This is a genomic window from Streptomyces sp. NPDC059499, from assembly GCF_042749285.1.
Lineage (GTDB): Bacteria > Actinomycetota > Actinomycetes > Streptomycetales > Streptomycetaceae > Streptomyces.
On the sequence record NZ_JBHYTT010000027.1, the window covers coordinates 17,809 to 34,154 of the forward strand.

13 protein-coding genes are annotated in these 16,346 nt (G+C 69.5%); 9 read left to right on the forward strand and 4 right to left on the reverse strand.

Annotation, left to right across the window (positions count from 1 at the left end; translation table 11 throughout):
- Positions 1 to 65: 65 nt before the first annotated feature.
- Positions 66 to 1,088: a LacI family DNA-binding transcriptional regulator gene (locus ACFW9O_RS35510; protein WP_384615193.1), complete on the reverse strand. Its 1,023-nt coding sequence runs from the start codon at positions 1,086 to 1,088 to the stop codon at positions 66 to 68.
- A 356-nt stretch (positions 1,089 to 1,444) separates the two neighbouring features.
- On the opposite strand from ACFW9O_RS35510, the gene araD reads away from it, so the two are divergent.
- Complete coding sequence (gene araD / locus ACFW9O_RS35515; protein WP_384615195.1) at positions 1,445 to 2,182, forward strand: L-ribulose-5-phosphate 4-epimerase AraD; 738 nt, start codon at positions 1,445 to 1,447, stop codon at positions 2,180 to 2,182.
- A gap of 456 nt (positions 2,183 to 2,638) precedes the next feature.
- On the opposite strand, the gene ACFW9O_RS35520 is transcribed toward araD, so the two are convergent.
- Positions 2,639 to 3,610 (reverse strand): ABC transporter substrate-binding protein, encoded by a 972-nt coding sequence (locus ACFW9O_RS35520; protein ID WP_384615197.1) that lies wholly within the window; start codon positions 3,608 to 3,610, stop codon positions 2,639 to 2,641.
- An 852-nt stretch (positions 3,611 to 4,462) separates the two neighbouring features.
- Here ACFW9O_RS35520 and ACFW9O_RS35525 point away from each other — a divergent pair.
- From ACFW9O_RS35525 to ACFW9O_RS35535, 3 genes are all read left to right on the forward strand, one after another.
- A complete protein-coding gene (locus ACFW9O_RS35525; protein ID WP_384615256.1) occupies positions 4,463 to 5,866 on the forward strand; it encodes a family 43 glycosylhydrolase in 1,404 nt (467 codons plus the stop codon).
- A 197-nt stretch (positions 5,867 to 6,063) separates the two neighbouring features.
- Complete coding sequence (locus tag ACFW9O_RS35530; protein ID WP_384615199.1) at positions 6,064 to 7,506, forward strand: family 43 glycosylhydrolase; 1,443 nt, start codon at positions 6,064 to 6,066, stop codon at positions 7,504 to 7,506.
- Between the two features lie 335 nt (positions 7,507 to 7,841).
- The gene (locus tag ACFW9O_RS35535) at positions 7,842 to 7,991 is read left to right on the forward strand and encodes an SCO1431 family membrane protein (RefSeq protein ID WP_384615201.1); all 150 of its coding nucleotides are present in this window, start codon (positions 7,842 to 7,844) and stop codon (positions 7,989 to 7,991) included.
- Between the two features lie 100 nt (positions 7,992 to 8,091).
- Here ACFW9O_RS35535 and ACFW9O_RS35540 read toward each other — a convergent pair whose 3' ends face one another.
- Positions 8,092 to 9,357, reverse strand: a complete 1,266-nt coding sequence (locus tag ACFW9O_RS35540; protein WP_384615203.1) for a glycoside hydrolase family 18 protein — start codon at positions 9,355 to 9,357, stop codon at positions 8,092 to 8,094.
- A gap of 347 nt (positions 9,358 to 9,704) precedes the next feature.
- Here ACFW9O_RS35540 and ACFW9O_RS35545 point away from each other — a divergent pair, with 347 nt between their 5' ends.
- Positions 9,705 to 10,877 carry an acyl-CoA dehydrogenase family protein gene (locus ACFW9O_RS35545; protein WP_384615205.1) on the forward strand — a complete coding sequence of 391 codons (1,173 nt, stop codon included), beginning with the start codon at positions 9,705 to 9,707 and terminating at the stop codon, positions 10,875 to 10,877.
- Positions 10,878 to 11,320: 443 nt separating this feature from the next.
- Here the strand turns inward: ACFW9O_RS35545 and ACFW9O_RS35550 are convergent, their stop codons facing one another.
- Positions 11,321 to 11,719, reverse strand: coding sequence for a hypothetical protein (locus ACFW9O_RS35550; protein WP_351174622.1), 399 nt, complete (start codon positions 11,717 to 11,719; stop codon positions 11,321 to 11,323).
- Between the two features lie 203 nt (positions 11,720 to 11,922).
- Between ACFW9O_RS35550 and ACFW9O_RS35555 the strand changes: the two genes are divergently transcribed.
- The 4 genes from ACFW9O_RS35555 (at position 11,923) to fxsA (ending at position 16,113) form a co-directional block, all read left to right on the forward strand.
- Positions 11,923 to 12,363 carry an Lrp/AsnC family transcriptional regulator gene (locus ACFW9O_RS35555; RefSeq protein ID WP_014044761.1) on the forward strand — a complete coding sequence of 147 codons (441 nt, stop codon included), beginning with the start codon at positions 11,923 to 11,925 and terminating at the stop codon, positions 12,361 to 12,363.
- A gap of 125 nt (positions 12,364 to 12,488) precedes the next feature.
- Entirely contained in the window at positions 12,489 to 14,129 is a 1,641-nt protein-coding gene (locus tag ACFW9O_RS35560; protein ID WP_384615208.1) for an amidohydrolase, read from the forward strand.
- A 538-nt stretch (positions 14,130 to 14,667) separates the two neighbouring features.
- Positions 14,668 to 15,435, forward strand: a complete 768-nt coding sequence (locus ACFW9O_RS35565) for a polyprenol monophosphomannose synthase (protein ID WP_384615210.1) — start codon at positions 14,668 to 14,670, stop codon at positions 15,433 to 15,435.
- 78 nt (positions 15,436 to 15,513) lie between these two features.
- Entirely contained in the window at positions 15,514 to 16,113 is a 600-nt protein-coding gene (gene fxsA / locus ACFW9O_RS35570; RefSeq protein ID WP_351174614.1) for an FxsA family membrane protein, read from the forward strand.
- Positions 16,114 to 16,346: the final 233 nt, after the last annotated feature.

Below are 16,346 nucleotides of genomic sequence, written 5' to 3' on the forward strand. Positions count from 1 at the left end.
GTGCCTCTCGCCGCCGCGAAGGCCGACCGTGCCGTCGGAGCAGGGGGATTCGGGGCGGGCGGTCGTCATTCCGCGTGCGGAATGTTCCGGCGCGCGGTGCTCGCACGCACGATGAGCTCCGGCGCGACGGTGAGGTGCGTCGTCTCTCTGGTCCGGCCCTCGATGTGGTCCAGGAGCAGTGCGATGCTGCTTCGGCCCAGCGAGGTGAAGTCCTGACGGATCGTCGTGAGCGGGGGCGGGAAGAACTCCGCCTCGGGGATGTCGTCGAAGCCGGCGACCGCGACGTCCGTGGGTGTCTGCACGCCGGCTTCCCGAAATGCGCGCAGTACCCCGAGCGCCATCTGGTCGTTCGCGACGAACACGGCGGTCAAGCCGTCCCCGCGTCCGGGTGAGGCCAGGACGTGGCCGGCGAGCTGCTGGCCTGCCCGGTACCCCGACATGGGACTCCAGTCACCTCGGAGGGGCGGCGGTACGGTGGCGCCGGCGTCGCGCAGGGCGCTCTCCCATCCCGCGGTCCGCGCTTCGCTCTCCAGCCAGTCCTGAGGACCTGCGACGTGCCACACGGTGGAGTGCCCGGTGGCGAGGAGATGCTCGGTGATCATCCGGGCGCCCAGATGCTGGTCCAGCGACACCCCGGGCAGATCGAGGGTGTGGCCGCCTTCCACGGTGACGACAGGGCATGGGGTGTCGAGCGCCGCCAAGGCCTTTACGGCGTCACGCTGGGGGGTGATGGCGATGACGCCCTCCACTCCCCAGGTCGTGAGGTGCTGCATCGCTTCCGTGAGCGCGGCCTGGTTGGCCATGCGCAGGGTGACGGCCGAAGCGAGGTAACCGCGCTCCCGAGCCGCCTCCTGGACACCCGACAGGGTGCTTGCGGGCCCGTGCAGGGTGGTGTTCACGGCGATGACGCCGAGCGTGTGGGTGCGCCGGGTCGCGAGGGCGCGGGCTGCCGAGTTGCGGCGGTAACCCAGCTGCTCGATCACCTGTGTCACCGCGGCGCGGGTCTTGGCGCTCACGTTCGGATGACCACTGAGGACGCGCGAGACCGTCTGATGGGACACGTCCGCCGCGCGAGCGACGTCTGCCATCGTGGGGGCTCTCGCCACATCTGGGAGCTGGGTCAATCCTCTTCCTTCCTCGAGCGAGCGGCATGTCCAAGGTACCGCCCGGGGCCACGCCGGGGCGTGGGTGCCGACTTGCGCGATGACCCGTCCTTCTTGTGCGCGCGCACATTCTGCCCCCTGCCTGGTACGGGGCGACGGGGAAGTTGGTGCACCAGGGGTCTTGAGTGTTGTGATGTTAGCGCTCACAATCTGATTGGCATAGAGCCGCTGCCCTCACGGCCGACGCGTACCCATGCCCGACACACTCGACGTGCCGCAGCCTCCGCCGGCTCCGCCTCCGGAGAACTGCTGCCGATCCCAGAAGGCCCGGTGAACACGTAGTGAGCGAGACCACCATCAAGAAGCTCCGCCGCGAGGTCCTGGCGGCCAACCTGCGGATCCCGGAGGCCGGGCTTGCGACGCTCACCTGGGGAAATGTGAGTGGAGTGGATCGTGACGCGGGTGTGTTCGTCATCAAGCCGTCCGGCGTCTCCTACGCCGATCTCACCGAGGACGATCTCGTGGTCGTGGCTCTGGAGGACGGCAGTGTCGTGGAGGGGAGCCTCAAGCCCTCCACCGACACCGAGACCCACCGCTGCCTCTACCGGGCCTTTCCCTCGGTGGGGGGAGTCACTCACACGCATTCGACCCACGCGGTCGCCTTCGCCCAGGCCCGGCGTCCCGTACCCGTCCTGGGTACGACACATGCGGACACGTTCAACGGGGCCATCCCCGTGACAGCGGATCTCACCGCCGAACAGTGCATGAAGGACTACGAGTACAACACCGGCCAGGTGATCGTCGCACTGCTCGAAGGCGACCCCCGGCGTGCCGAGGACGTCCCCGGGGCCCTCGTTTCGCGTCACGGTCCCTTCACGTGGGGGGCCACCGCCACGGCCTCGCTCGAGAACGCCATCATCTGCGAAGCCGTAGCCGAGATGGCCCTGCACACGCTGGCGCTCCAGCCGGCACACGAGGCCGCGTCGGCCCCACCGCAGCATCTTCTGGACAGGCACTTCACGCGGAAGCACGGACCCGACGCCTACTACGGCAACTCCGCTCATACGCGAGCCCGTTGACTGCGGCGTGCCGGGCAGAAGGAGGCGTGTGCGCGGCTCGGAGCAGTGGCCACGCGAGGCCGTAGGTGGGAGAGGTTCCGGCCGAACGGGCCGCTGAGCGTGCCGGCTGCGACGTCATGACTTCGGGTGGACGCGGCCACCGGAGGCGGCGGTAGCTGCCCGCTCCGCCGCCCGCGCACCGGCCTGCGAGACCGGTCGGCCTTGAGCAGGCCCGCAAGGGCCCGTGCTGCCCGAGCCCGCTTCGTCCGCCGACAGGCAGGGGCGACGGAAGGCGCCCCGGTGCGCCCGAGCGGGGCCTTCGGGTGCGGTCTCTGTCCTGTCGCGGCGCAGTGCGGCATCAGCCGCCCCGCGACTGCTGCGGTGCAGCCAGCCCGATGACTAGCTGGGGGCATTCTGCTGGTGTGGCCACGTCCTGGAGTACCGATCGCCGACGGCGACGCGGTTGTCTGCGGCCCATCAGTACTGGCGGCTCGGCAGGGCCACTTCGGCCTCCTCCTGCGTGTAGACGTCCTCGACCGTCTCGACGCGACGGGGAACCCTGCTCCCGGCTGCCACCTGCCGGACCAGGCGCATCAGTTGGTCGCCGAGCAGCGGATTGCACTCCACGATGACGTTGATCTTCTTGGCCTTCATGGCCAGGAAGGCATCCTTCGTACCGTCGACCGAGATGATCTTGATGTCGGTCCCCGGTTCCATTCCGGCTTCCTCGATGGCCTCGATCGCGCCCAGAGCCATGTCGTCGTTGTGGGAGTACACGACATCGGGGTTCCTGTGCGAACTCAGAACGGCTTGCATGGCCGCCTTGCCCTTGGCGCGGGTGAAGTCGCCCGACTGCGAAGCCACGATCCTGAACTTGGCGTTCAGCTTGATGGCCTCGGCGAAACCCGCCTTGCGGTCGTTCGCGGGAGCGGATCCGGTGGTGCCCTGGAGTTCGACGATGTCGACCGGGTCACTACGGTCCTCGTACTCCTTGATGAGCCAGACTCCGGCTTCTTCGCCCTCCTCGACGAAGTCCGAGCCGAGAAAGGACGTGTAGAGGGAGGCATCCTCGGAGTCGACCGCACGGTCCGTGAGAATGACGGGAATCTTGGCGTCCTTCGCCTCTTTCAGTACCGCGCCCCAACCTGACTCCACGACCGGGGAGAAGGCGATGACGTCGACCTTCTGCTGGATGAAACCGCGGATCGCCTCGATCTGGTTCTCCTGTTTCTGCTGCGCGTCGGAGAACTCAAGGGTGATGCCGGCCTTCTTCGCCGCCTCCTGGACGGACTTGGTGTTCGCGGTGCGCCAGCCGCTTTCCGAGCCGACCTGGGCGAATCCGAGGACGAGTTCGCCGTCCGAGTCCTCCCCGGACGACTGCTCGGTGGAGCAGGCGGTGAGCATCGAGCCGGCCAGAACGGCGGCGGCGAGGAGAGCTCTGCGCTTCATGGTCTTTGGGTCCTCTCGCATCTGCGGGTAGGTCCCGCAGCACGGTGAAGGCAGTGCCCCGGGATGGATGGGTCCCTGAAGGTGCGCCGTGGGAGGGCTCCGTGGCCGCCGAGGAGTCGCGGCGGGAGGTGGTCAGAGGCTGAGCGCGCATCATTGTTAGCGTTCACACATCGAGACTTCAAGGCCTCGGTGGCGCGTTATCCATTCTTGACCCGTCGGACCTTGCGGGGCTCATCGTGCTTCCAGGGGGCCGGTATCGAGGGTGGAGGCGTAAGGCATCGGAGGGCGCTGGGATGCCGGGCTCCGCGATCGAAGACCGGACCAGGCCGGTTGTTTCATCCTTGGATGTGTTGATTTGATGCGCGGTGGATACGGCAGGCGGCCCAGTGGTCATCCCCCTCGCGGGCCGGTGTGAGGCTGGAGCTCTGCCAGGCCCGCAGGGCAGGTCGGGCGTAGAGGTGCGGTCGAACTTTGACAGGGCTCTTGACGCCCTGGCTGTTAGCGTTAACAATCTCGCAACCGATGGACCTCCTGAGTCGAACGGCAGGCGCTGCTCGTCGTCTCGGCCCACGGCACGGCGGGGCCCATGCCGGTCGTCACCGAGTGATTGCCCGCCGCCCCGGGCGGCGGGCGTGGTCTGCCTTCGTCCACGCATGCGCAGGTGGTGCGCGAGGGCGAAGGGACGTCGGAGTGCAGCGACATGCGTAGGCCTGAAAGTTCATCCAGCTCAGCCCGGCCCAGCCCAGCCCAACGCACGGTTACCAGTGATGGCCGTCGGCCTCACTGTCACCACATGAGGAGGACAGAGTGGGGTTCCGTAAGCTCTTCAGCGCTCTCGCGGTCGGGGTTGTCATGGTGGCAACCCTGCTGCTGCCCTCGCCCGCCCAGGCCGCCGCACCGGACTCGCCGGCCGTCCCGTATTCCAACCCCTTGGTGAAGCAGCGGGCCGACCCGCACATCTTCAAGCACACCGACGGGTTCTACTACTTCACCGCAACCGTCCCCGAGTACGACCGCATCGTCCTGCGCCGGGCCGCAACCATCCAGGCGCTCTCCACCGCCCCCGAAACGGTGATCTGGACGAAGCACGCGACCGGAGAGATGGGCGCGCACATCTGGGCGCCGGAAATCCACTTCATCGACGGCAAGTGGTACGTCTACTTCGCTGCAGGACGGGCCGACGACGTGTGGAAGATCAGGATGCACGTCCTCGAGAGCTCTGCCGCGAACCCGCTGACCGGTGGATGGGCCGAAAAGGGCCAGATCAAAACGCCGATGGACAGCTTCGCGCTGGATGCGACCACCTTCGTGGTGAACGGCTCCCGGTACCTCAGCTGGGCGCAGCAGGACCCGGGCATCAACAGCAACTCCAACCTCTACATCGCCAAGATGGCCAACCCGTGGACCATCAGCGGCACGCCGGTACGCCTGAGCGTGCCCACGTACGGCTGGGAGACCGCCGGCTATCGAGTCAACGAGGGTCCGGCTCTGATCCAGCACGGCGGCAAGGTCTTCATGACGTACTCCGCGTCCGCGACCGACAGCAACTACTGCCTCGGCATGCTCACCGCCTCGGCCACCGGAAATCTGCTCGATCCCGCGGCATGGTCGAAGAGCGCCACTCCCGTCTTCGCCACCAACGCGGCCACCGGCCAGTACGGCCCGGGTCACAACTCCTTCACGACCTCGGAGGACAACAGAAGCGACGTACTCGTCTATCACGACCGCAACTACAAGGACATCGCCGGCGATCCGCTCAACGACCCCAACCGCAGGACGCGTGTCCAGAAGGTCTACTGGAACGCCGACGGCACACCCAATTTCGGGATTCCGGTCGCCGACGGTGCCACCCCCAAGCGCCTCTCCTCCTTCAACTTCCCGAGCCATTTCATCCGGCACTGGGAATTCCGGGGAAAGCTCGAGTCGAACGTCAGCAATCTCGCCGACTCGCAGTTCCGCACCGTGAGTGGGCTCACCGGCAGTGGAACGGTCTCGTTGGAGTCCGCCAACTTCCCGGGCCACTACCTGCGCGCCAGGAACGGCGAGGTCTGGGTGGACAAGAACGACGGCACCACGGCCTTCGCCGACGGAGCGACGTTCTACCAGCGGCCCGGCCTGGCGGATGCGGCCAGTGGTGTCTCCTACGAGGCTTACCGGCTTCCGGGACAGTACGTCCGGCACTTCAACTTCCTGCTGTACACACAGAGCGTCGGTACGACGACCGCCAACCAGGACGCCACGTTCTACCAGCAGTGACCACGCTTCCGTCGCAGGGCCTGCCGAGAGGTCTCCGGCATCACCCGGCACACGTTCCGCCACGAACACGCGGGGTGCCCGAGTCCACGGACTCCTGCCCGAGCGATCTCGGGGCTGCGCAGCGCAGTCCGTCGTCCGCCCAGCCTTCACACCCACCCCGAGGAGAAGAAGTGCTGTTCGTTCATGAAAGAAGAACCGTGGGGCGGGGAATTCTCCTCGTTCTCGCGTTCATCACGGCCATGGGCATGAGCCTGCCCAACGCGAGCCCCGCTCAGGCGGCACCCGGCCCCTCCTTCACCAACCCCGTGGTGGATGTTCCGAACAGTGCGGACCCGACGCTGGTCCACCACGGCGGCTTCTACTACTACGTCGCGACGACATGGTCCTCCGACATCGTCATGCGCCGGTCGACGACCGTCGCAGGTCTGCGCAACGCCCCGGAGCAGGTGGTCTTCCGCACGGCCGGAACGGCCATGTGGGCACCCCACCTGGAGATGATCGGCGACCGCTGGTACCTGTACTACTCGGTCGAGCAGTCCGGTGGCCCCCGTCGGACGCACGCACTGGAGAGCGCCGGGACCGATCCGCTCGGGCCGTACACGGACCGGGGCATCATCAATCTGATGCCGGACAACGGGTGGGCGATCGATGCGAGCCTGCTGAGGCTCAACGGCGCTCTCTACATGACGTACTCCGCGTTCTCCCCGCAGGACGGTCTGCAGTCGCTGTACATCGCACCCCTGTCGAACCCGTGGACGGCCGGCGCCTACGGCACGCGGATATCGGCTCCGACCCTCGCGTGGGAACGGCAGGACGGAGCCGTCAACGAGGGGTCGTTCGCCCTGCAACGCAACGGCCGCACCTTCCTGACGTACTCGGCCAGCCACTGCAACGGCCCCAACTACAAGCTGGGCATGCTGGAGTACGGCGGTGGCGACCCGCTCGCCGCAGCGTCCTGGACCAAGGCGCCCCAGCCGATCTTCCAACGCAACGACGCGGCAGGGGTGTTCGGGCCCGGCCACCATTCGTTCTTCACGTCCCCCGACGGCAGCGAGACCTGGATCGCCTACCACGCGAACTCCTCGGCGAGCCAGGGCTGCGGAACCACACGCACGACGCGGGTGCAGAAGATCTCCTGGAACGCCGATGGCACCCCGAGCCTGGGTACCCCGGTCTCGACGTCGACAGTTCTCCAGGGCCCGTCGGGCGAGGCCGGCGCCGCTCCCGCACCGGTGACCCTCCGCAACCGGCACAGCGGCCTGTGCCTGGACGACTACGACTGGGCCACCACGCCAGGGGCGGAGGTGCGCCAGTGGACATGCAACGGCGCCGCGGTCCAGAAGTGGTCCCTGACACCTTCGCAGGACGGGTACTACCAGATCCGTAACGCGCACAGCGGGCTCTGCCTGGACAACAAGGACTTCGCGACCGCGCCCGGATCCGTCGTTCAGCAGTGGTCGTGCAGTGGTGCGACAGTGCAGCAATGGCGGCCGGTTCCGGTGGGGGAAGGGTATTCCGCCCTCGTCAACCGGCACAGCGGGCTGTGCCTCGACAACTACAACTGGGGTACCGCGCCGGGCGCCGAGGTCCGTCAGTGGACCTGCAACAGCAACCATGCCCAGCAATGGAGCATCACCTGATGCCCGTGCCCCCTCGGCCCTGAGAGGGAGGGCGGTGCCGCGGCGAGGACAGCCCCCGCCGGCCGGTTCGTCGGCGTCCGCGTCGGTGTCGCAAGGGAGCGGGCCCGGAGGCGGTTCGGGTGCCGTGTGGTGTCCCGCACAGCCGACGCGCTCCCTCCGCGCCGGTCCCGTCCCGGATCCCTTACGGCAGAGGGGATCCGGGACAGCGGGCGGCGGCACGCCCGGTCCGCGGGCCGCGGCGGGAGTGATCCGGGTCTCTTCCCGTGAGCCGGCCACTCCGGCACTGTGGTCGGGTCACGGGGGACGACCACTGCCGAACGACCGAGCGAGATGCCATGACCGCGACCGCAGCCGAGAGCACAACCCACGCCCGCCGCGCCCGCACGGGTGGCCCCGAGGACGGGCCGAAGGTGCTGGAGCACATCCTGGGCTGGACGCTCGTGGTCGTGCTCGCGATGTTCGTCACCGGGGCCGGACTCATGTGACGCCGGACGATCTCGGCGCGTCGGCACGTGCGAGAGGGGCGAGGCGCCCGCCCGGCACCTCGCCCCTCGCCCGCCCTGCCGTGCGTGTACCCCGTCGCGGCTAGTTGATGGCCTTGATCAGCTCGCCGTTCGTGGTGTCACCGCTGAGCTCCCAGAAGAAGGTGCCTCCCAGGCCCTGCTGGTTCTTGTAGTCCATCTTCGTGGCGATGGTGGCCGGGGTGTCGTAGCTCCACCAGTCGGTGCCGCAGTGGGCGTACGCCGTGCCGGCGACCGTGCCCGTGGCCGGGCAGCTGTTCTTCAGGACCTTGTAGTCCTCCATGCCCGCCTCGTACGTCCCCGGGGCAGCCCCGGTGGCCGCGCCGCCGGGCTCCGACTGCGTGACGCCCGTCCAGCCGCGTCCGTAGAAGCCGATGCCCAGCAGCAGCTTCTCCGGGGGAATGCCCAGGCCCTTGAGTTTGGATATGGCCGCGTCGCTGTTGAAGCCCTCCGTCGGGATGCCCGGGTAGGAGGTCAGCGGGGAGTGCGGGGCGGTCGGCCCCTTGGCCGCGAACGCGCCGAAGAAGTCGTACGTCATCGGATTGAACCAGTCGAGGTACTTCGCCGCACCGGCGTAGTCCGCGGCGTCTATCTTTCCGCCGTCCGAGCCGTCGGCCGTGATCGCCGAGGTGATCAGGTTGCCGCTGCCGAACTTGGTGCGCAGAGCGGACAGAAGGTTGCCGTAGGCGTCACGGCCGCTGGTGTCGCAGCTCAGGCCGCAGGCGTTCGGGTACTCCCAGTCGATGTCGATGCCGTCGAACACGTCGGCCCAGCGGGGGTCCTCGACCAGGTCGTAGCAGGACTCGGCGAAGGCGGCCGGATTCTGCGCGGCCTCACCGAAGCCGCCGGACCAGGTCCAGCCGCCGAAGGACCAGATGACCTTCAGGTCCGGGTGCAGCTTCTTCAGCTTGCGCAACTGGTTGAAATTGCCGCGCAGTTCCTGATCCCAGGTGTCCGCGACGCCGTCGACGGACTGGTCTGCCGTGTACGCCTTCTCGTAGTCGGCGTAGCTGTCGCCGATGGTGCACTTGCCGCCCTGGACGTTGCCGAAGGCGTAATTGATGTGCGTGAGCTTGTCGGCCGAGCCGGACGTCTCGATGTTCTTGACGTGGTAATTGCGCTCGTAGACACCCCAGTTGGTGAAGTATCCGACCACCTTGCCGCCGGCGGCGGCAGGGGCGGCCTCGGCGGCTGCCGGTGCGGAGGCGGTGGGGGCCGCACCCGCCGACGACGTCCCGGCCACGCCGAGAAGGGCGGCTCCGAGCGCGGCGGTGCAGACGGTCGCTGCGAGCGCCCGGAAGCGGGCGCGTGGACGGTGAAGTCCGGTCATGGTGGCTCCTCGTGGGGGAGGGCTTCTGTGTGGGGGTGCCGACCGCATCCACGTTTTGGCATGGACGCGATAAGCAATGGGGGGAACCGTAGATGGACTAGACCAGTTGGGTCAATGGTTCGGACCAATTTCCCTGATCAAGGACGCCGGGTAACCGGTGACGCAAGCGCTCCGATCGGGCATACTCAACGCGCCACAGCCGCTGGCCAGCGCCTCTCGTGATCCGAGCAGGCAGGATCGGCTGGGGAGTCATAGATTTCCGGGCATCGCCCGGGACCACCCGGCGGCGCCGCTCACACCCCGCGCGCGCGACCGCCGCAACGCCCGACAGGGAGGAGAGCGCCGTCATGTCCGACAGTGCCCCGCAGCCGGTGGAACGCCGCCTGCCCACCGAGGAGTCCCGGCAGCTCATCGAGCTCGTCCGCGACATCGTGTCCAAGGAGATCACTCCCAGGGCGGCGGAGGAGGAGGAAGCGGGCCATTTCCCGCGCGCGGTCTTCACCCTGCTCTCCGAGTCCGGACTGCTCGGACTGCCGTACGACTCCGCACACGGCGGCGGTGACCAGCCGTACGAGGTGTACCTCCAGGTTCTGGAAGAGCTGGCCGCGGCCAGGCTCACCGTCGGACTCGGAGTCAGCGTCCACTCCCTCGCCTGCCACGCGCTCGCCGGTTACGGCACCAAGGAGCAGCAGGCCACCCACCTCCCGGCGATGCTCTCGGGCGGTCTCCTGGGCGCCTACTGCCTCTCGGAGCCCGCCTCGGGTTCCGACGCGGCCTCACTGCGCACGAAGGCGGTGCGCGACGGCGACGACTGGGTGCTCACCGGTACCAAGGCCTGGATCACGCACGGCGGCATCGCCGACTTCTACACGGTGCTGGCGAGGACCGGGGTGGAGGGCTCCCGCGGGATCACAGCGTTCCTCGTCCCGGGGGACGCGGAGGGGCTCAACGCGGCCGTACCCGAGAAGAAGATGGGCATGAAGGGCTCGCCCACCGCCCAGCTGCACTTCGACGGGGTACGGATCGCCGGTGACCGCCGTATCGGCGAGGAGGGGCAGGGCTTCGCCATCGCCCTGTCCGCGCTCGACTCGGGGCGGCTCGGGATCGCCGCCTGTGCCATCGGGGTCGCCCAGGCGGCCCTGGACGAGGCCGTCGGATACGCGACGGGACGACGCCAGTTCGGCCGTCCCATCGCGGACTTCCAGGGCCTGCGCTTCATGCTCGCCGACATGGCCACCCAGATCGAGGCCGGACGGGCGCTCTACCTGGAGGCGGCGCGCCTCCGCGACGCGGGCCTGCCGTTCTCCCGGCAGGCGGCGATGGCGAAGCTGTTCTGCACCGACGCGGCCATGAGGGTGACGACCGACGCGGTCCAGGTGCTCGGGGGCTACGGCTACACCCTCGACTTCCCCGTCGAGCGCCTGATGCGTGAGGCCAAGGTGCTGCAGATCGTCGAGGGCACCAATCAGATCCAGCGCATGGTCATCGCCCGCCATCTCGCGGGTCCCGAGACGCGCTGATCCGGACGGGCCGGTCCGACCACACCGGCGTCGTCATGATCCGGTTCCACTCCTGGTCCTGGCGGCCCGGCAGCGTCCGGCCCGTACTCTCCCAATGGCGCAGCATCGCCCGGTAGATGGGCGGGTCGGTCGTGTGCGGTACGGGCGGCTGTGGCGCCTCCCGGGGTGCCGGGCCGGGCTGAAGAACCGATTCTTCGGGCGTCGGAGCGGTCAGGCGGCGGCGAACCGGTCCGGCTGTCGAGTGCAGCGTGCTCATACAGAAACAACGCCCGGGCAGGGTGGTGGGTCACTGTCCGGGCGATTCGTGCGCCCGTTCCTCGGGTGCACGGGCCCCGGAGGGCGCAGAGGAGTGCCCCGGACGGTGTCCGAACCGGCCGGGGGAACTGTTCGCACCACGACGGCCCGCCGTCGTGGTGCGGCACAGATGTGCGACTCAGGGAACGTCAGGCGGCGTGACGCCGCATCTGCGGAACCTGCAGGGGACGTGAGCCGGGACCGCCGGCGTGCGAGAAGGGCTGCATCCGCCAGTCGAGCCCCTGAGGGAGTGTCAGCAGCAGGGCCGTCTCCTGCTCCTGGGCATCGAGGGACTCATCGGCCGGACGCGCGTCCGCGGCGGCGCGGCTCGTGCCCGAGCACACGGTGAGGACGAACGGATTCCACGGGGAGGGGCACAGTGCGTGCTCGGGCAGGACGTCCTCGTCCGCCAGCAGGGCGATGGGCTGGGAGCAGTCCGGGCAGATCACCCGGTACATCTCGAATGTGTCGTACGCGTCGAGAGCGGTGTCCTCGTCGGAATCGACGGGCTCCGGTTCGGTACGTCCGGTGAGCTTCAGGCTCTGCATGGGTTGTTCCCCCCTCGGGTGGGCCGGCAAGGCGCCACGGCCTCGACCACAGCAAGCACTTCCCGTCGGGAGTGGGCGGTAACCGCGAGGCCGTCGGCTACCCACCCGTAAACCTGTGGCATTCGTCACATGCCCCCCGAACGTGCAGTTCCACAGGCTCCACGACTGTGCTTGGAGGGACCTGGGGCCATAGGTTGATCCGCATGGAGGAGCTGGACCGTCAGATCGTGGAGTTGCTCGTCAAGGACGGGCGGATGAGCTACACCGACCTGGGCAAGGCCACGGGCCTGTCCACCTCGGCCGTTCATCAGCGTGTCCGCAGACTGGAGCAGCGCGGGGTCATCCGGGGCTATGCCGCGGTCGTCGACCCCGAAGCCGTCGGCCTGCCCCTCACCGCGTTCATCTCGGTGAAGCCGTTCGATCCGAGCGCGCCCGACGACATCGCCGAACGTCTCGCCGGTGTCCCGGAGCTCGAGGCCTGCCACAGCGTCGCCGGCGACGAGAACTACATCCTCAAGGTGCGGGTCGCCACCCCCCTGGAGCTGGAGCACCTGCTGACCAGGATCCGCTCGCTGGCCGGTGTCTCCACCCGTACGACCGTCGTCCTCTCCACGCCGTACGAGGCTCGCCCTCCGCGTATCTGAGGCGCGTGCCCCGGCGAGGGTGCGGTGCCCGCGACCGCGGGGGCGCCGCTCGCCGCCGAGGGGTGCGGCCCTCCGTCGAGGGGGGTGCGGACCGAAGCGGTCCGGGCAGGCGCGAGACTGGTCCCATGACCGAGAGCACCGCCCTTCAGAGCGACCACCGCACCGTGCTGCTGCGCGGTGGAGACGTCCACAGCCCCGCCGACCCGTTCGCGACCGCGATGGTCGTCGAACGCGGGCATGTCGCCTGGGTGGGGTCCGAGGGGGCCGCCGACGCCTTCGCGAGCGGCGTCGACGAGGTGATCGACCTGGAAGGGGCCCTGGTCACCCCGGCGTTCACCGACTCGCACGTCCACACCACGTCGACCGGACTCGCTCTCACGGGGCTGGACCTCACGGGCGCGCGCACGCTCGCCGACGCCCTCGGACTCGTGCGTGCGTACGTGAACAGCCACCCGGGGGAGCGGGTCGTCCTCGGTCATGGCTGGGACGCGACGCGCTGGCCGGAACAGCGGCCCCCCTCGCGCCCCGAACTCGACGCGGCGGCCGGCGGCCGGCCGGTCTACCTGCCCCGTGTCGACGTGCACTCCGCCGTGGTCACCACGGCGCTCCTGGACCTCGTCCCGGGTGTCACCGCGCTCACCGGCTACCACCCCGACGGCCCCCTGGCCGGCGCCGCGCACCACGCGGTGCGCGCCGCGGCCCACGGCGCCGTCACACCGCGGCAGCGTGCCGAGGCCCAGCGTGCCGCGCTCGCGCAGGCGGCCTCGCTCGGCATCGGGACGGTGCACGAGTGCGCCGGCCCCGACATCTCGGACGAGGAGGACTTCACCGGTCTGCTGAAGGTCGCCGCCGAACAGTCGGGCCCCCGGGTCTTCGGATACTGGGCCGAGCGGATCGAGGACGCGAAGGGCGCCGCCCGGATCCGAGAGCTCGGAGCCGCCGGCGCGGCAGGGGACCTCTTCGTCGACGGGTCCCTGGGCTCGCACACCGCCCTCCTCCACGAGCCGTACGCCGACGCGCCGCACACCGGCACCGCCCATCTGGACGCGGCGCAGATCGCGGCGCATGTCACGGCCTGCACCGAGGCGGGACTTCAGGCGGGGTTCCACGCCATCGGCGACGCCGCGGTCTCCGCGGTCGTGGCGGGCGTACGGGCCGCCTCCGAGACTCTCGGACTCGCCCGGATCCGCGCCGCCAGGCACCGGGTGGAACACGCCGAGATGCTCACCCCCGAGACCATCGCGGCCTTTGCCGAGCTGGGGCTCACCGCGTCCGTACAGCCCGCCTTCGACGCCGCCTGGGGCGGCCCGGACGGCATGTACGCCGGGCGGCTGGGTGCCGAGCGGGCCGGCACGCTCAACCCGTACGCGGCACTCCTGCGCGCCGGTGTGCCCCTCGCCTTCGGCTCGGACAGCCCGGTCACCCCCCTGGACCCGTGGGGCACCGTGCGGGCCGCCGCCTTCCACCGGACGCCGGAGCACCGCATCTCCGTACGGGCCGGCTTCACGGCGCACACCCGCGGCGGCTGGCGGGCGGTCGGCCGCGACGACGCGGGAGTCCTCGTCCCCGGCGCGCCCGCCGACTACGCCGTCTGGCGTACCGGTGAGCTGGTGGTTCAGGCCCCCGACGACAGGGTCTCCCGTTGGTCGACCGACCCCCGCTCCGGCACCCCTGGCCTGCCGGATCTCACTCCCGGGGGTGAGCTTCCCGTATGCCTGCGCACCGTGGTCTTCGGACAAACTGTCTACGTACGGCCGAACGAGTGACGTCAGCACATTTCGTACCGCCGATCGAAGTTGCGCGCACTCTGCCGCGACCTGCGGACCCTTGGCACTGACCAGGCGTTTTAGATAGAAGTCGCAGGTCAAACGGCTGTTGACAGAGAGCGCCCACGGGCCGGTAGGTTCGGCTGGGTCCACCACTGGACGTCCGCCCGGTCAAACCTCCACGCAGTCGTCGAACGCCGCTGGGTCACGGGGTGGTGTGCCGCACCGGCGCACCACCACTGACAGCCAGGTTCAGCGCCCGCGCCTCGGGGGCGAGGGAAGGTTTCGGCCGGACGGCGGGTGCGACCCGGGTGGGGCCCGGAGGTTCAGTAGACAACGGCATTCGGTCGACCCGCAGCCAGCGGGTCCCAGGTCGGCCCGAAGGACGCCGGGCCCCGATCCGCAGTTCTGTCCGCAGTTCCATCCTTCTGTCCGGTACGGCGTGCGCGCCTCGCGCGTCACCTCGTGACCGCGTCGGAGTCCGGCCGTGGCGCGCTGGATATGGTGTGCACCTGCGTACGGACTTTAAGGGGCAGTAGTGAACGACGGCGGTCAGAGGCAGTTCGGCCCGCTCGGCAGAGTCTTGGTGATCATTCCGACCTACAACGAGGCCGAGAACATCAAGCTGATCGTCGCCAGGGTGCGCGCCGCCGTTCCGGAAGCGGACATCCTGGTCGCCGACGACAACAGCCCCGACGGCACTGGCAAGGTGGCCGACGAGCTCGCGGCGGGGGACGACCACGTGCACGTCCTGCACCGCAAGGGCAAGGAAGGGCTCGGGGCCGCCTATCTGGCGGGCTTCAGCTGGGGCTCGGAGAACGACTACGGCGTCCTGGTCGAGATGGACGCCGACGGCTCCCACCAGCCCGAGGAACTTCCCCGGCTCCTGACCGCCCTGAAGGGCGCCGATCTCGTCCTCGGCTCGCGCTGGGTTCCCGGCGGCCGGGTGGTCAACTGGCCCAGGCACCGCGAGATGATCTCCCGCGGCGGCAGCCTCTACTCCCGGATGCTCCTCGGTCTCTCGGTGCGGGACGTCACCGGCGGTTACCGCGCCTTCCGCACCCCGACCCTGGACGGCCTCGGCCTCGAAGACGTCGCCTCGCAGGGGTACTGCTTCCAGGTCGACCTGGCCCGCCGCGCGGTCGAGGCGGGCTATCACGTGGTCGAGGTGCCGATCACCTTCATGGAGCGGGAGATCGGCGACTCCAAGATGAGCCGCGACATCCTGGTCGAGGCTCTGTGGCGGGTCACCGGATGGGGAATCACCACCCGGGCGAGCAAGGTCCTCGGCCGCAAGCCCTCCTGACCCACCTGCCCGCGGCCGGCGTGGCACCATGATCACCCCCTTATGCCGCTTGCACGCCCGTACAGGCACACTGGGTGCATGACGACCGGCACACCGCCTCCGAACCGTCCACGGCGCTCACGCGCCCGTACCTTCCTGCCCCTGGGCCTCGCGGCCTGGCTCGTGCTGGAGATCTGGCTGCTGACCGTGGTGGCCGAAGCGGCGAGCGGGTTCACCGTGCTGCTGATCCTGGTCGCCGGCGCCGTCCTCGGGGCCGTGGTGATCAAGCGGGCGGGGCGGCGCGCCATGCGCACCCTCACCGAGACCTTCCAGCAGATGCCCGGTCAGCCCGGCGCGACGGGGGCCCCGGCCGCTGCCCCGTCGGGCAGCAAGGGCAACGGCTTCCTGATGCTGGCCGGCCTGCTCCTCATGCTCCCCGGCCTCATCTCGGACGCTGCGGGACTGCTGCTCCTGCTTCCGCCGGTCCGCTCGATGGCGAGCCGTTACGTCGAACGTTCCCTGGAACGCCGGATGCGGGCGGCCGGGCCGGGCAGCCTGTCGGACGCCTTCCAGCAGGCCCGCATGCACCGGCCGGACGGAAAGGTCGTCCAGGGCGAGGTCATCCGTGAGGACGGCACGCGGACGCACTCCCGCCCCGACGAGGGCCCGGGAGCCAACCGGCCGCCGCTGTCCCCCTGAAACGCGGTGGGCCGTCCGGCTCCTGAGGCCGTACAGCCCACAGAACCGGAGCAGGGCCCACCGGATCCCGGGAGCGCGGGGCGCACAAACCCTACGGGCGCGGGCACACAAAGAGCCGCGGGGGGGGGGGCCCCGTCAGTGTGAGGGCCCGCCCCGGGGGGAGGGGTGGGGGGGGGTGGGGGGAGGCCGGCGACAAGCTGTGCCGCCCGGGGCCGGCGAGAGAAAAGGGGGCC

Coding starts and splice junctions, on each gene's coding strand:
- ACFW9O_RS35510 (WP_384615193.1), bottom strand. CDS start 1,088: ATGGCAGACGTCGCTCGCGCGGCGGACGTGTCCCATCAGACGGTCTCG.
- ACFW9O_RS35520 (WP_384615197.1), bottom strand. CDS start 3,610: ATGAAGCGCAGAGCTCTCCTCGCCGCCGCCGTTCTGGCCGGCTCGATG.
- ACFW9O_RS35525 (WP_384615256.1), top strand. CDS start 4,463: ATGGTGGCAACCCTGCTGCTGCCCTCGCCCGCCCAGGCCGCCGCACCG.
- ACFW9O_RS35535 (WP_384615201.1), top strand. CDS start 7,842: ATGACCGCGACCGCAGCCGAGAGCACAACCCACGCCCGCCGCGCCCGC.
- ACFW9O_RS35540 (WP_384615203.1), bottom strand. CDS start 9,357: ATGACCGGACTTCACCGTCCACGCGCCCGCTTCCGGGCGCTCGCAGCG.
- ACFW9O_RS35545 (WP_384615205.1), top strand. CDS start 9,705: ATGTCCGACAGTGCCCCGCAGCCGGTGGAACGCCGCCTGCCCACCGAG.
- ACFW9O_RS35550 (WP_351174622.1), bottom strand. CDS start 11,719: ATGCAGAGCCTGAAGCTCACCGGACGTACCGAACCGGAGCCCGTCGAT.
- ACFW9O_RS35555 (WP_014044761.1), top strand. CDS start 11,923: ATGGAGGAGCTGGACCGTCAGATCGTGGAGTTGCTCGTCAAGGACGGG.
- ACFW9O_RS35560 (WP_384615208.1), top strand. CDS start 12,489: ATGACCGAGAGCACCGCCCTTCAGAGCGACCACCGCACCGTGCTGCTG.
- fxsA (WP_351174614.1), top strand. CDS start 15,514: ATGACGACCGGCACACCGCCTCCGAACCGTCCACGGCGCTCACGCGCC.